The organism is Methylovorus sp. MM2 (assembly GCF_001648895.1).
Classification (GTDB): domain Bacteria; phylum Pseudomonadota; class Gammaproteobacteria; order Burkholderiales; family Methylophilaceae; genus MM1.
This window is the reverse complement of sequence record NZ_LXUF01000001.1, coordinates 1,154,799-1,169,018: the sequence shown is the minus strand read 5'-3', so window position 1 is coordinate 1,169,018 and position 14,220 is coordinate 1,154,799. Positions and strand designations below refer to the sequence as shown.

At 46.4% G+C, this 14,220-nt stretch carries 13 protein-coding genes and 1 tRNA gene; 5 read left to right on the top strand and 9 right to left on the bottom strand.

Features of this window, described 5'->3' with window-relative positions; genetic code table 11:
• Positions 1-50: 50 nt before the first annotated feature.
• Positions 51-135: transfer RNA gene (locus A7981_RS05525), tRNA-Leu, on the bottom strand.
• Between the two features lie 281 nt (positions 136-416).
• On the opposite strand from A7981_RS05525, the gene A7981_RS05520 reads away from it, so the two are divergent.
• The 4 genes from A7981_RS05520 to A7981_RS05505 all read left to right on the top strand — a co-directional run bounded on the left by A7981_RS05520 (position 417) and on the right by A7981_RS05505 (position 6,537).
• Positions 417-665 (top strand): hypothetical protein, encoded by a 249-nt coding sequence (locus A7981_RS05520; protein ID WP_067265126.1) that lies wholly within the window; start codon positions 417-419, stop codon positions 663-665.
• A gap of 211 nt (positions 666-876) precedes the next feature.
• Positions 877-2,337 (top strand): TolC family protein, encoded by a 1,461-nt coding sequence (locus A7981_RS05515; RefSeq protein ID WP_088178025.1) that lies wholly within the window; start codon positions 877-879, stop codon positions 2,335-2,337.
• 9 nt (positions 2,338-2,346) lie between these two features.
• Positions 2,347-3,411 (top strand): efflux RND transporter periplasmic adaptor subunit, encoded by a 1,065-nt coding sequence (locus A7981_RS05510; RefSeq protein ID WP_067265121.1) that lies wholly within the window; start codon positions 2,347-2,349, stop codon positions 3,409-3,411.
• A 6-nt stretch (positions 3,412-3,417) separates the two neighbouring features.
• On the top strand, positions 3,418-6,537 hold the full coding sequence (locus A7981_RS05505) for an efflux RND transporter permease subunit (protein WP_067265119.1): 3,120 nt from the start codon (positions 3,418-3,420) through the stop codon (positions 6,535-6,537).
• Here A7981_RS05505 and A7981_RS05500 read toward each other — a convergent pair.
• The 5 genes from A7981_RS05500 to A7981_RS05480 are packed head-to-tail and all read right to left on the bottom strand — an operon-like array spanning position 6,534 to position 11,041.
• The gene (locus A7981_RS05500; protein WP_067265116.1) at positions 6,534-6,926 is read right to left on the bottom strand and encodes a 4a-hydroxytetrahydrobiopterin dehydratase; all 393 of its coding nucleotides are present in this window, start codon (positions 6,924-6,926) and stop codon (positions 6,534-6,536) included. The genes A7981_RS05505 and A7981_RS05500 overlap by 4 nt on opposite strands.
• 11 nt (positions 6,927-6,937) lie before the next feature.
• Entirely contained in the window at positions 6,938-7,564 is a 627-nt protein-coding gene (locus tag A7981_RS05495) for a uridylate kinase (protein WP_067265114.1), read from the bottom strand.
• Between the two features lie 28 nt (positions 7,565-7,592).
• Complete coding sequence (gene pabB / locus A7981_RS05490; protein ID WP_067265110.1) at positions 7,593-8,987, bottom strand: aminodeoxychorismate synthase component I; 1,395 nt, start codon at positions 8,985-8,987, stop codon at positions 7,593-7,595.
• Positions 8,988-8,997: 10 nt separating this feature from the next.
• Complete coding sequence (locus A7981_RS05485; RefSeq protein WP_067265107.1) at positions 8,998-10,041, bottom strand: hydantoinase/oxoprolinase family protein; 1,044 nt, start codon at positions 10,039-10,041, stop codon at positions 8,998-9,000.
• Positions 10,034-11,041, bottom strand: coding sequence for an ATP-grasp domain-containing protein (locus A7981_RS05480; RefSeq protein WP_067265104.1), 1,008 nt, complete (start codon positions 11,039-11,041; stop codon positions 10,034-10,036). Before A7981_RS05480 ends, A7981_RS05485 begins: the two co-directional genes overlap by 8 nt.
• Before the next feature lie 35 nt (positions 11,042-11,076).
• Here A7981_RS05480 and A7981_RS05475 point away from each other — a divergent pair, with 35 nt between their 5' ends.
• A complete protein-coding gene (locus A7981_RS05475) occupies positions 11,077-11,784 on the top strand; it encodes a HisA/HisF-related TIM barrel protein (protein WP_067265102.1) in 708 nt (235 codons plus the stop codon).
• A 100-nt stretch (positions 11,785-11,884) separates the two neighbouring features.
• Here the strand turns inward: A7981_RS05475 and fae are convergent, their stop codons facing one another.
• The 3 genes from fae to hxlA form a co-directional block, all read right to left on the bottom strand.
• Positions 11,885-12,421, bottom strand: coding sequence for a formaldehyde-activating enzyme (gene fae / locus A7981_RS05470; RefSeq protein WP_067265098.1), 537 nt, complete (start codon positions 12,419-12,421; stop codon positions 11,885-11,887).
• Between the two features lie 377 nt (positions 12,422-12,798).
• Entirely contained in the window at positions 12,799-13,341 is a 543-nt protein-coding gene (hxlB, locus tag A7981_RS05465; RefSeq protein WP_067265095.1) for a 6-phospho-3-hexuloisomerase, read from the bottom strand.
• Between the two features lie 130 nt (positions 13,342-13,471).
• The gene (gene hxlA / locus A7981_RS05460; protein WP_067265093.1) at positions 13,472-14,110 is read right to left on the bottom strand and encodes a 3-hexulose-6-phosphate synthase; all 639 of its coding nucleotides are present in this window, start codon (positions 14,108-14,110) and stop codon (positions 13,472-13,474) included.
• Between the last annotated feature and the right edge of the window lie 110 nt (positions 14,111-14,220).

Here is a 14,220-nt window from a genome sequence, read left to right as displayed (position 1 = left end):
TTTATCCCTATCTTTTGTCTCAAATACGACACAGAGCTAACTACAAAGGTTGGTGGGGACGGAGAGACTCGAACTCTCACACCTTGCGGCGCTGGAACCTAAATCCAGTGCGTCTACCAATTCCGCCACATCCCCACTTTAGAAACTTGCCAGACTTAACGAATTATTCTGGTTTATTTTACATTTAACTTTCGGTATCTGCTGCATGATTTTCATCATGCGCTTATACACAAAGCAAACTTAATTTCTAAGTTAATGACCTTGCTTGTTTAGACAAGAACGCTATTGTAGCGCACTCTATGATTAGAGAAAACTACTTGTTTAAGACAAATATCATTAACGGATTGACACACCCCCTTTTCAGATAGCATGATGTACTCCATTCATTATCAATAAAGCGTTACGGAAACCGAATTATGCATAGCACGATCAATCAGCAGGAAATCAACATGTTACGTTCTGAAATAGAGCTTTTAATGAAAGAACGCCACGCTTTACTTAAAGTGACTGGCGCTGCTGCTGGCCTGATTGCAGAGATTGATAGCCACGATTTACCTAAAGGCGCTATTGAGGCTGCTGAATTACTTTCAGCAAGTATCAACAACCTGACAGAAGAATCTTTGCAGGATGCCCTGACTTCAGTTCAAGCGGCTATTGCGCTCTAACCTCCCATCCAAAGTATTTTGACCGTATAAAATCCATCGCCGTTATCGTGATTGTCACAATGTAAATCAATTGTAAATTGCCGCTTGTTTACTCTGCATGTAATATCGCATGGAAGTAGATTAGGCTAGGCAAATTGAAAACGATAATAATATCTACAACCAAACCGATAGCGCATTACTTATCGGATTTGGTCAGGCGATGGAGAAAGGCATGAAAGCAACATCTGCGGTTTATGGTGCAGGCATTGCTTTTGTTTGCCTATTGCTGGTGAGTTGCGGCTTTCAATCCTATACGGCAAAACCTATAGACCCCTCAAAAATAGCAACCCGCTACTTAAAGCATGACCCTGACAGCGTTGAGTTTCGGGAATTCCTGATTGCTTCTGGTTACCCTGAGAATCGTCTGCCGATCACGCAATGGGGTGAATCTGAATTAACCTATGTCGCCCTATTCTTTAATCCGCAACTGGATGTTGCCCGCGCCCAGTGGCGCGCCGCGATGGCTAGCGGCAATACTGCGCGCCAACGCCCGATACCGGCAATATCAAGCAATGTGGAAAACCATAGCCAGCGTGATGGCGGTGTATCACCTTGGACATACGGTTTGGGTATAGACATACCGATCGAGACCGCCGGAAAACGCGAGGCAAGAATCGATCGTGCCAACAACCTTTCGGAAGCGGCAAGAATAGAAATCGCACAAACTGCGTGGCAGGTACGCAGCCTTGCCATCAACGCATTGATCGATTATCTCAATGCGGATTATCAGGTTCAGGCAATGCAAAGTGAAGTAAGCTTGCGGCAGGATATCGTCTCGATGCTGGATGCGCGCTTGAAAGCTGGCATGGTATCTACTGTTGAATCCAGCAATGCACGTTTGCAGTTGCAGAAAGCCCAGCAAGGGCTTGCAGCAGTGCAAGGGCAAATCCCCGCACTGCGAGCATCCCTTGCAGGCAATGCAGGACTCCCACTTGCAATATTCAAGCAATTGAATATTGAATCTGTACCGATCTCTGCACTTAATAGTAAAAAACAAACCATCGTATTTGATGATGCGGTGAATGCTGAATTTCAGGAAGCCGCCTTGCTAAACCGTCTCGATATTAGGGCGGCATTGGCACGATATGCGGCAGCCGAAGCCAAACTGCGGCTGGAGATTGCGAAACAGTATCCTGACATTATCGCCTCCCCAGGTTATAGCTATGATCAGGGCGACAGGATATGGTCTTTAGGATTAAGTGGATTATTGACCTTGATCAACAAGAATCGTGCACTGATCGCAGAAGCTCAATCACTACGGGAAGTTGAAGCGGCCCAATTTGAAGCATTGCAGGCCAACATCATTAGCGAGTTGGAAAAAGCCAAAGCAAATTACCAATCAGCGCAGGAAGAGTTAGTTAAGGCACAACAATTTTTAGATGATACTGAAGCACGCAGTCGCCAAATACAAAATCAATTCGATGCGGGCTATGCTGATCGCCTTGAGCTAACGACAACCAAACTGGAAAACATCTTGGCCCTGCAAAACCTGATCAATACAAGCTATAAGGCTCAACGAGCGCTTGCCAGACTTGAAGACGTCATACAGCGCCCGTTAAATAGCCAAGTGAGTTCACCAATCAATATTGAAGACACCGTCAATCGCGCAAGTTTAAATATAGAGAAGCGCTAAGGAATGCATATGAATAGGAAATTGGCCCTCATCATCGGCTTGCAGGCTTTGATCATCATCCTGATGTTCTGGGTGATTGTATTTTATGGCAAAGATGAATACGAAGCCTACAAACATGGGCAAGAAGAGGAAATTGAGTCGCCTAATCGCGTCAATATTGAATCAGGCATTACAACAATCACTGTCACTCCAGCATCTCAAGTGCAAAGCGGCATTGAAACCACGCAGTTAAAACCTGCGCATTACCAGAATGTGTTGTCGTCATTAGGATATGTAGTCAGCATCGACCCCTTAATCGAGTTACGAACACGTTACCTGACTGCAAAAGCAGAGGCTGAGATCGCGCGCGCATCCCTTTCAAATAGTCAACAGGAATACCAGCGTTTATCGCAACTCAATCAGGATAATCGCAATATCTCGGATCGTGCCGTGATTGCAGCAGAATCAGCATGGAAGACAGACCAGGCAAAAGTTGCTGCAGCAGAGACCCTAGCGAACAATATACGCGACAACATACGCCAATTATGGGGTGAGGCACTGGCAGCAGATATCACTAGGCAGGATGCAGGAGCGATGATGCAAGACTTGCTCCTGCACAAAGAAGTTTTATTACAGATCACCCTTCCCTTTGAGAGCGCAAACCCAAAAGCGGGAGACACATTGAATGTCACGCCAACAGGCACTCAAGGCAAAGCGGTGCAGGCAAAGTTCGTATCGACCTCGGCACAGACAGATAACACAGTTCAGGGTCGTACCTTTTACTATCGCGCAGTAGCGGATGACTTGCGCGCGGGCATGCGTGTGAGTGTTGGCATGCAATCGACGGGGAAATCTGCTGATGGAGTAATGGTGCCAACAAGTGCTGTGGTCTGGTATAGCGGTAAAGCTTGGATTTATAAAAGGCTGGGGGATGATAAATTCATGCGCTTTCCGATCAGTACTGAGAATGAAACAGATGGTGGCTGGTTTAATAGTGGCACCATTAAAACATCTGATGAAATCGTGATTAATGGCGCCCAGTTATTGCTATCAGAAGAGTTTAAATACCAGATCAAGAACGAGAATGAGGACTAGACCGGCATGATGGCCTCTATCATCAGGTTCTCCATCCGCTTTAGCGGCGTGGTGATAGGCCTTGCGAGCCTGATTGTCTTATATGGCATCTATACTCTTTCACAGAGTAATCTGGATGTGTTCCCGGAATTCTCTCCCACGCTGATCGTTATTCAGACGGAATCTCCGGGATTATCGGCTGAATTGGTGGAGTCACTTGTTACTCAACCGATAGAGAATAGCATTGCAGGTACGGTGGGTATCGAAATGACGCGTTCGCAATCGATACCGGGATTGTCTGTTGTCACCGTGATATTCAAAGAAGGCTCTGATGTATATCGCAATCGGCAAGTGATTGCAGAGAGCCTTGCAACATTATCGAACCGATTGCCGCAAGGCATCACACCAAACATCACCCCACTTACCTCTTCTGCGAGCACAGTCTTAGGTATTGGCATCACGTCGCAATCGCGCACAATGATGGAGTTACGCACATTGGTCGATTGGACCATCAGGCCGCATCTGCTTGCAGTACCCGGCGTAGCTGATGTCAACGTATTCGGCGGAGAAGTGAGGCAGTTCCAGATTCAGGTAGACCCTGAGAAACTGGTGCGCTACAACATCTCACTGCAAGAAGTCATGGAGGCCGCAAAAAAAGCGACCGGTGTACGCGGTGGCGGCTTTATAGAAAACAGTAATCAACGCATCGTCATCAACAGTGAAGGGCAAGCACTCTCCCCTCAACAACTTGCGCAAACGACTTTATTACATCGTAATGGGCAAACCATACGCCTGACCGATATAGGGCGCGTAGTAGAGGGTGCTGCACCCTCTATCAGCGCCGCGGCCATTGATGGGCATGATGGCATCTACCTTTCCATACAAGGCCAACTAGGGGCGAATACCCATGGCGTCACCCGTGCGATCGAAAAAGCGTTGCATGAGCTTGAACCTAGTCTCAAGGATGAACAAGTCACCTTACACAGCAAGCTATTCCGCCCTGCTAACTTTATTGAGACAGCCATAGATGGCGTACAGACCGATATATTGATTGGCTCGGTCTTGGTGATCAGCGTGCTGTTCATGTTTTTGTTCAATGTACGTACTGCGCTTATCTCCGCAACGGCAATCCCTCTTTCGCTATTAACCGCGATCGTCGTGCTAAATCACTTTAATATCGGCTTGAACATCATGGTGCTTGGTGGTCTTGCCATTGCATTGGGCGAGGTCGTCGATGATGCGATCATCGATACAGAGAACATCTTTCGCCGACTGCGGGAAAATCGGTTGCTAAGTCAGCCCTTGCCCGCATACAAGGTCGTATTCGATGCGTCAATCGAGGTTCGCAGCTCTGTGTTCTACGCTACGATCATCGTGGCACTGGTATTCATGCCCTTACTTACACTCTCTGGTGTGGCAGGTAAGTTATTTGCACCGCTAGGCATCTCATACATCACCGCGATTATCGCTTCATTGGTCGTTGCCTTAACCTTAACACCGGCGCTTTGTTACCTGCTACTCAGCAAAGCAGCGCTTGAAAGCGATGATTCACCGATGATCCGTTATATCAAACAAGGCTATGTGAAGTTACTTTACCGTATAGAAAAACAATATAAGGTGATTATTGCGGTCACCGTCATGTTCATCGCTATTGGTTTAGGCATTCTGCCTTTGTTCCAAAGCCAATTCATACCCAACTTGTATGAAGGCCACTACATCATGCACATGACGGCAGTGCCGGGAACATCAGAAAAAGAATCTTTGCGCATTGGTAAAAAAGTCGCTGAGGTGGTTAGCAGCATTCGTGGCGTACGCTCAGTCGCCCAGTGGGTCGGCCGGGCACCTAATGCCGCAGATACTTTTGGCACGCATTACAGCGAATTCGAGATCGAGATCGGCGCATTATCCGGCGATGAGCAAAACAGGATACTCGAAGATATCCGAGAAAAGCTTTCAGGCTATGATGATGACGGCCCTACTCCACCAGGGTTTGTTGGTGTCAATTTTGCGATCAATACATTTTTGACCGAACGCATTGAAGAAACCATCTCCGGCTATGCAGCATCGCAAGTGATCAATATCTATGGCAACAATCTGGATGCATTGGATCGTGATGCACAAAAGATCGCGGGTGTCATTTCCGGCATCCAAGGGGCTAACGATGTGCTGATTCAGTCGCCACCGGGCACACCACAGCTCGTTATACGGTTACGCCCAGAGAAACTCTTGCAGCTCGGCTTCCAGGTCACCGATGTACTCGATAACATTCGTGCAGCTTATGAAAGTGTGCCGGTTGCGCAAGTTTTCCAGAATAGTCGTGTCATCGGCGTGAGTGTCGTACTTGATGAAAAATCGCGCAACAACATACAGCAGGTAGCAAAATTACCTTTGATCAATAATGAAGGCCGCTTGGTTCGCCTGAGCGATATCGCAGACATATCACAGGAAAACGGGCGCTCCAAGATTCTGCATTCAGGCGCGAAACGTATACAAAGCGTGACAGCCAATGTCACGGGGCGCGATATCCAATCTTTCTCAGATGAATTAAAGAAGCGTATCAAATCCGAAGTGCAGCTCTCACCGGGGAATTACGTCTCCTACACAGGCTCAGCAGAGGCAGAGGCACAATCACGACGCGACTTGATCGTACATTCGATTTTGGCGGTTGCGGGCATTTTCATTATGCTTTATATCGCATTTGGTCAACTACGCAATCTGTTGCTGACCTTCGCAAACCTGCCTTTTGCACTCATTGGTGGTGTGCTGGCAGCGATACTCTCAGGCGGTTGGGTATCACTCGGCACCATGGTCGGTTTCGTGACACTTTTCGGCATCACATTACGCAATTCAATCATGCTGGTCTCACACTACCAGCACCTGATAGATGCTGAAGGCATGACATGGGGATTGGAAACTGCCATAAGAGGCGCATCTGAACGCTTGCCATCTATATTGATGACCGCATTGGTGACGGCATTAGGCTTACTACCCTTAGCAGCAGGAAGTGGTCAGCCAGGCAAGGAAATCGAAGGGCCGATGGCCATGATCATTGTAGGCGGTCTCATTACATCTACCATCCTGAACTTATTGATACTGCCGACCATCATGCTGCACTTCGGACGCTTTGAAAAACGCGAAGCGATTTAATCGTATTTGATATATTTGAAACGAGCATCGTCGTTGGGTGTGCCTTCAAGCGCCCCAGCTTCTTTGCCCGGTTGCCATTGGATGACGTCCTCTATCTTCTTGGCTAGCGTCCAGTCTTTATCTGTAATGCCTTTGGCGCTATGTGTGCATAGCTTAACGATGACAAACGCATAAGAAACTGTCAGATCTGGATGATGCCATGCAGCTTCAGCCAAATGCCCGACCGTATTCACCACCATTAACGTACCCTTCCAGCCACTGGTCTTGTACTTACGGCGAATCCAGCCATCTTCAAAATACCAATGAGGAAGTTCAGCCGCCAATTTAACATTGATTTCATCAAGGCTATACACATGTTCATCACTTGGTTTATCAGTCACATCGTTCATATCGCTCTCCTTTAGTTCCAGGAACACATGACGGGCAAACCAGTTTCAGTCAAAATCTCTTCTGATAATTTGTCATGAAAAATATTGTGATCCTGCTTACCTAATACCCAAGTGTTGAATGTCTTGCCGACGATATAGTCACCAAAATGCTCATCGACGAAACCTTCTTTTGTCAGGCGCTCTAGTGATATCTGGTCAAGGTCCAAGCGTTCGGATTTCACTAATATGAGATGTTCAGCATTCAGCTTACTTGCCAGCCAAGCAGCCAAGCTATCTGATGTGACCTGCCAATTAGTAGGGATAGTCTCGTCAGCCAGCACCATTTCACTCGGCAGCCAGACGATCGCACGGTGCTGCCAGCCACGTTCTGCAATCTCAAGTTCGTTCGATGCGGTGACTAATTCGCTATTAAGCCCAGACATCAATACACCAAACTGATCCATCGCCATGACGGCCATCTTATGCGCAACAAGATCGCTACAGCCACTCATACGCTGTGATTCACGCACTGCATCAGCGAGCAACCCGCCACCTGGAACAATGACTACCTTGCCATCACCATGATGCGCCAATACTTCCAGCCATTCATTCAGTTCAGGCGACCCTAGAAGACTGCCGCCCAGTTTCACTATCCACATACGATATTTCTCCCAGATTCAAGCATATCTAACTGCCGTTATTATTCTTGCCAAAATGCTGCATTAATTCAAGCATGGAGGAAGCTTTATCCCATGTTTCGCGATACTCTTTTTGCATTTCAGAATCTGCAACAATACCACCTCCGGCCCAAAAACGAATCTCGCCATCAGAATAAACTGCCGTGCGGATCGTGATATTGGTATCCATATTACCGTCAAAGCCGATATAGCCTATCGCACCGCAATATAGTCCACGCCTGTGAGGCTCCAGCTCTTCGATGATCTCTATCGCCCTGAGTTTTGGGGCACCGGTAATCGAACCACCGGGGAAACAACCCCGTAACAGATCAATCGCTGTATTGCCCGATGCCAACTTACCCGTCACGGTACTGACAAGATGGTGCACATTGGCAAAGCTTTCAAGCGCAAATAGTCGCTCGGCTTTCACCGAGCCCACTGCGCAGCTTTTACTGATGTCGTTACGTAACAAATCCACAATCATCAAGTTCTCTGCGCGGTCTTTCAGGCTAGCCTCTAGCTCCTGTGCATTCTTTGCATCTTCTTCAGCGTCAGCGGCACGTGGACGTGTGCCCTTGATAGGTCGCGTCTCGACATGACGCCCACTGACTTGCAGAAAACGCTCTGGTGAAGCAGAAAGCACCTGCAATCCGGGCAGATTCATATAGGCTAGAAAAGGTGCGGGGCTTATTTCACGCAAGTATTCGTAGGCTGTCCAAGCATTACCCATAGCGCTCGCCGAAAAGCGTTGCGCCAGATTCACCTGATAGCAATCACCTTCGTGAATATAGTGCTGTATCTTCTCAAAAGCTTTTTCGTAGGCAGGCAAATCCATATTTGAAACCACCTCCGAGACAACCTCAAATGTTGACTCAGGTATTTCAAGCGGTGCATCGAATAAATCACACAGACCTTGCCACTGGGTATGGGTAGCCGGGTTAAATCCATGCGAAACCAGACAGGATTTTTGAGTTTTATGGTCAACAACAACAGCCCAGTCATATATTCCCACCATCATTTGCGGAATGTGCTCTCCATCCAAGGCAGATGATGGCATATGCTCCAAACGACGCGCCAGATCGTAACCAAAGTAGCCTATTGCCCCACCTTCAAAAGGCAAGCCGCTATTCGTTACTTTATATGCCTCAAGGGTGGTCTTTAATAGCGCAAATGGATCAGCAGATGATGTATCGACCCTATCCGCAGATGAAATCTTAGTTTCGCCATCAACCGTCGATAGTGTAATAAACGGATTAGCCGTCAAAATATCATAGCGTCCATACTGACTCTGTGGTCGGCCGCTATCCAGATATATTGCCCAAGGCTGGTTAGCGATACGCGCAAATAATATGGCACTATCGGGGGAATAAGTAAGCTCGTGTATCAACGTCGGTTGGCTTAGCATCGTATTAGGGTTACCTTAACGCAGCTACTGCGTAAGCAGGCAAACAGGCACTCGCCCAATATTTAGTGGTATCAGTTTGGGCGCGAATAAAATTACTCGCATCATAATAATCACGGTTCAACTGGTTGGCCAATTCGAATACAAGAAAACGACCCACGCCTGCGCCAATCATGGGCGCATCCGCATCAATGATTCCACATGAGTAATGGCGCAATACGGCATCTTTCAAACGATTAAGCTGTTGCTGCTTAAATGCATTGGCCAAAGCCACCCAAGCACTCATTGGGGCATCATCAAGATCATGTCCGATCATTCTTGCAAGACGACGGGCACTATCTTCCACCGTCTTTCCTGCACCATCTGCCGTATCGGCCATATCATCCGCAAGTTTTAAGTCGCCAGTAAGCCTGTATATATCCGCCATCGTGGAAAAATACTCTGCGGCCAAAGTCACCCACTCACCCAAGAATGGCACTCGGCTACTCACCGCCATGACAGGAGTACGTACAACGCCGGTATAAATCAGCGACTCAGACTTCATGCGTTCCGCATCTGAAATACCTCGCGTAAAGGGGTGCCCCTCATTCAAGAGCACGATATCCGCAGTAGTACTGCCAATATCGATAAATAAAGCCTGAGGAATCTGTTTTGCCAAAAAACTTGCACTCGCAAGCCAATTCGCTGAAGCGATGGCAGCAGACTTATAAGCGACATCTGCAATTGCGACAAAACCAGATGTGCCTGCATAAAATGTGACCTGCCCAGAAAGCTTCTGGCGCATCACATCAGCAATCTGCATAACGCCAGAGATGCGGTCAGGGAATATATCGGCCAGCTCGCCCGTCATAGTGACGACATGCTGCCCTGCCGCATACTGCAATTGCCCTAATACTTCGTCTACAGCTTGCTCTAATTGCTCTATGCCCAGCCACAAGCGACATTTGACCTGAACCACTTGCAATGCGACACCATCAGTGTTCACCAATGCAACTTTAAGGTGTGCGCCACCGACATCCCAGCCTAAGGTAATCAATGCTGAATTTTGATCATGCATTTAAGGAGATTTCCACGATATTTCGCGAGATTGGCGGGAGTGAGAAAGCATCATTATAGAGCAAGTCTACAACCAAGCGTGCTGGGTTGTAGTCAATCGCCTGCCTCAAACCAACATAAGAAGTCGTTAAACGCGGGTTAATCTCCAGCACATGCAGATCGCGACTCAGCTCATCCATAATCACATCAACGCCAACATAGCCACGCAAACTCGGTATCACTTTTGCGATTCGCTTTGCCAAATCTTCAAATAGCGTCCAATGTTCTGCCAACCCATTCACGATACTGCCGGAATATGAAAACTTGCCTATCCCTTGAGAAACCTCAAGGTTGATTTTCTGACTATTACAGCTTAGCAGCCAGCCATCACCATCTTTGCATACCATCGAGATACTGGCTGCACGGCCTCGTTGATAAGGTTGTACAACAGATAAGGCTTCATCATCTTTCTGACTAAGCCAGCTAGTCAAATACGCAGAGGTTTCAAAATATAGGCTTCCCTCACAATCAGTACCGTCATCAGGCTTAACCACCCAACTACCCTCTATATTTGGTTGCCAATGATTGACGTCATCGGTAGGAATCACTTCCACGCCCGCATTTGAAAGCACTTGCCAGGTTTTATATTTACTACTCGCCACCTCAACAGCATATGCATGACAACCGAGTAGAACTTTTCCCTGCTCTTCAACCATCTGCGTCAATTTTAATAACAGGCCATCAGTCTCAGGCGCAATCAGCCAAGCAGCATCACACTCGGCAGTCATGCTTACCCATATATCCCAGATATCTTCATGCAGGCCTACCTGAACGGTTTTATGCACAAAACTCGGAGGCGATAATCGGTAATCGAATGTCGTTGTCAAATAGACCTCTGGAATATCAGACAGATCACGTAAAAGCGCATTGCGCATCAACTCTCCCTCTTTTACAAGAGAGGTTGACAGAGGCTCGCGGTATAATCCCCCACCGGTGATGAATTCACAAACGAATATCTTCAAGCAATACTTTCCTGGGCAGCTTTAAGCGAAATAAATTGAATATTATTCCTGTTATAGATCTATTAGATGGCAAGGTTGTACACGCAAAACGCGGTGACCGGAAAAACTATCAACCTATCAATTCCCCCCTTTGTACATCAAGTGATCCTATGCATATCACCCAATCCTTAATTGAATTATACCCATTTAAAGAACTCTACATCGCCGACCTGAATAGCATTCAGCGCAATGGTCACCATTACGACACCATTAAAACAATCAATCGGCGCTTTCCCCATATCGAGTTATGGCTGGATAGTGGTTTTAGCGAAGTCTCGGACCTGTATGAATGGCATGACCTGCCGATCAAATTTGTCATAGGTACTGAAAGCCTCAGAAGCATGGATAACTACCTTGCTATTAAGCGCGTCTATCAACACCAATTGATATTATCGCTGGACTTTACGCCTACTGGCTACAAAGGACCTCCAGAGCTACTGGAAGATAGTTCGAGTTGGCCCGAAAAAGTCATCGCCATGACACTTAATCATGTCGGTAGTGGCCTAGGACCTGATATGAAGAAACTGAATGAGATACTAAGTGCATCCACCCACAGCGCAATCTATGCAGCGGGTGGTGTGCGCGATGCTACGGATATCTCGACATTAACGTCGATGGGCATACAAGGGGCATTAATCGCAAGCGCTCTGCATTCTGGTGATTTATCAGCCAAACAATTAGAGGCCGTTTTCGCCAATCAGTAAAACTAAATACTTTAAAACCAAAAGAAAAAGCGCATACCAAATACATGGTATGCGCTTTTTCAAATAATAACGCCCCGTTAAAACGAGGCGAATTATTGAATTACTTAGCTTGGAACGGGTGTGCTGAGTTCTTGTATGCCTTCAACACATCAGCAACCTTAGGCTCACGAGCTACAGCGCTCTTGATAGCTTGCTTAGTTGCTTGATAGTTCCACTCTTGGATACGCTCATCGATGTCAGCTTTGTGATCGATAAATACGCCAACGCAGATGAATACGTCTTCTGCTTCATCTTCTGGAATCGTACCATCAGCAACACAATCCATCACAGCCAGTGCAACACCGCGTTGTGCTGGGCCAAACATTTGAACTGCTTGTTTACCATTTTTGATGGTAACTTTGTTGAACATCACAGTAGCAGGTTTGGTCATCAGGTTAGGTGCAACAACAGCCAATAGACCGTTTACGCCTTCCTTTTGGTCGGTCAGTGTGCGCACAAAAGCATCTTCTGCAGCGCTACCACGTGGCCCGATGATCAAGTCAATGTGAGCTACATTCAAGAGGTCAAGACCACTGCCGTCAGGACGATTGTCAATAACAAGAGCTTCACCCACTAAAACGCGATCAATAACAGCCATTTCATTCTCCAAATATAAAGTTTCCGTAGAAACAAAAAGTAGCACAGCTTGGTTAGCAGTGCCGTAAGTTAGATCACCGTCTGTTTAACGTTAATCTGTAAAAAATTTGCATATATTATACATAAACCCGACTAATTTTGTAAGGTAAGCGGTAAATACATGGGGTCTAAATAGGGATTTGCAGGCAAGATAATTAGTTCGAACGCTAATGCTTTTAAAATACAGTTACGAGGATGTATTCTCATTGTACGGGTTAGTACACAAAAGTAAACCGTAGTTCACATAACTAAATACACAATGTGAATTACGGTTTACACATCATATTCATTTGCATAAGAACTATAGCAAACGAATATGACTATTTAATGACCAGCAGACTACTCAAGATTTGCGTGAATAGCGCGCATGCCTTCCTCAGTCAGGCCTTTTTTATCAACTAAAGTGGCAATGGTCGCTTCAAGGAAAACCAAAGTAGATAACTCGAATGTGGTGCCCATTGGCATACCATGCGTCTTGGCAAACAGATCAGTATCATTAGCGCCAACAGGGATAACGAGGTCAGCCAGATCAGCCATGGTTGATTTAGCCTTCATTGAGATAACAACAAGCTTTGCACCTTGTGATTTTGCTTTTCTAACCAGTGGCAACAAAGTTTCTGTTTCGCCTGATCCAGAAATAACAATGAACAAATCACCGCTCTGAATGCTTGGCGTGACGATCTCGCCAACCATGCTCACTTTATAACCACTATGCACTAATCTCATAGCGAAGAATCTTGAAACCAGACCTGAACGCCCTGCGCCACCGATAAAAATACGGCCAGCCTCATCAACAATCTTCAGCAGATCGGCTTCCAGATTCGTTGGAGTAGCTTTAAGTACGTTGGTGATTTTATCTAAGATAAGTTGTTGAGAAGACATAATAGAAAACCTCTAATGAAATAATGGATGATTGACGGTGTAACTAAACGCTTATTTTAACAATATGTGAAGCACAAAACAAAACCGACCCAGAAGGGTCGGTTTTGAATTCACTACATGCGCTTAAAAATTAAGCACGTGCCAATGATGTGATTTCTGCAGCAGCAGCAGCAGGATCAGCAGCACCGTAGATAGCAGCACCAGCAACAACAATCGTTGCACCAGCATCAACTACTTGGCGAACTGTAGCAGGCTTAACACCACCAGCAACAGAGATCTTAAGACCAGTGTTCAGGCCCGCAACCAAAGCTAAGTCAGTGAACGGTGTTTGACCAGCAGCTTGTTGGTCAAGACCAGTGTGCACACCAATGATGTGCGCGCCAGCAGCAGCAGCAGCCTTAACAACAGCAGCTTTGTCAGGTACGTTGATCAAGTCAACTTGTGCTTCTTTACCGTACTTGTTAGCAACATCAACTACACCTTTGATAGTGCCGATGTCAGAGATACCAAGTACTGTCACGATGTCAGCACCAGCCTTGAAGAATGGCTCAGCTTCGTAGTAACCAGCATCTGCTGTCTTCAAGTCAACAAGGATCTTGTTGTTTGGGAATTTTGCACGAAGAGTTTCCAGCAATTTGATACCGTTATGCTTGATGCATGGTGTACCGATTTCAAGGATGTCTACGTGTGGAGCAACAGTAGTAGCAAGTGCTACAGTTGCGTCGAAATCTAATGAGTCTAATGCCATTTGAACTAATGGTTTTGCCATGATACTTCTCCAGTTGGTTAAAAAGTTAGTTACTTTATGTTTGGAAATCTATCTTAAGTTGTAACGGAATGTTATGTCAACGTTAAGTGTAGCAATCATAAAGTACACAG

Bases quoted from the DNA above. Each gene is read 5' to 3' on its own strand.
- A7981_RS05520 (WP_067265126.1), top strand. From the start codon at position 417: ATGCATAGCACGATCAATCAGCAGGAAATCAACATGTTACGTTCTGAA.
- A7981_RS05515 (WP_088178025.1), top strand. From the start codon at position 877: ATGAAAGCAACATCTGCGGTTTATGGTGCAGGCATTGCTTTTGTTTGC.
- A7981_RS05510 (WP_067265121.1), top strand. From the start codon at position 2,347: ATGAATAGGAAATTGGCCCTCATCATCGGCTTGCAGGCTTTGATCATC.
- A7981_RS05505 (WP_067265119.1), top strand. From the start codon at position 3,418: ATGATGGCCTCTATCATCAGGTTCTCCATCCGCTTTAGCGGCGTGGTG.
- A7981_RS05500 (WP_067265116.1), bottom strand. From the start codon at position 6,926: ATGAACGATGTGACTGATAAACCAAGTGATGAACATGTGTATAGCCTT.
- A7981_RS05495 (WP_067265114.1), bottom strand. From the start codon at position 7,564: ATGTGGATAGTGAAACTGGGCGGCAGTCTTCTAGGGTCGCCTGAACTG.
- pabB (WP_067265110.1), bottom strand. From the start codon at position 8,987: ATGCTAAGCCAACCGACGTTGATACACGAGCTTACTTATTCCCCCGAT.
- A7981_RS05485 (WP_067265107.1), bottom strand. From the start codon at position 10,041: ATGCATGATCAAAATTCAGCATTGATTACCTTAGGCTGGGATGTCGGT.
- fae (WP_067265098.1), bottom strand. From the start codon at position 12,421: ATGGCTGTTATTGATCGCGTTTTAGTGGGTGAAGCTCTTGTTATTGAC.
- hxlB (WP_067265095.1), bottom strand. From the start codon at position 13,341: ATGTCTTCTCAACAACTTATCTTAGATAAAATCACCAACGTACTTAAA.
- hxlA (WP_067265093.1), bottom strand. From the start codon at position 14,110: ATGGCAAAACCATTAGTTCAAATGGCATTAGACTCATTAGATTTCGAC.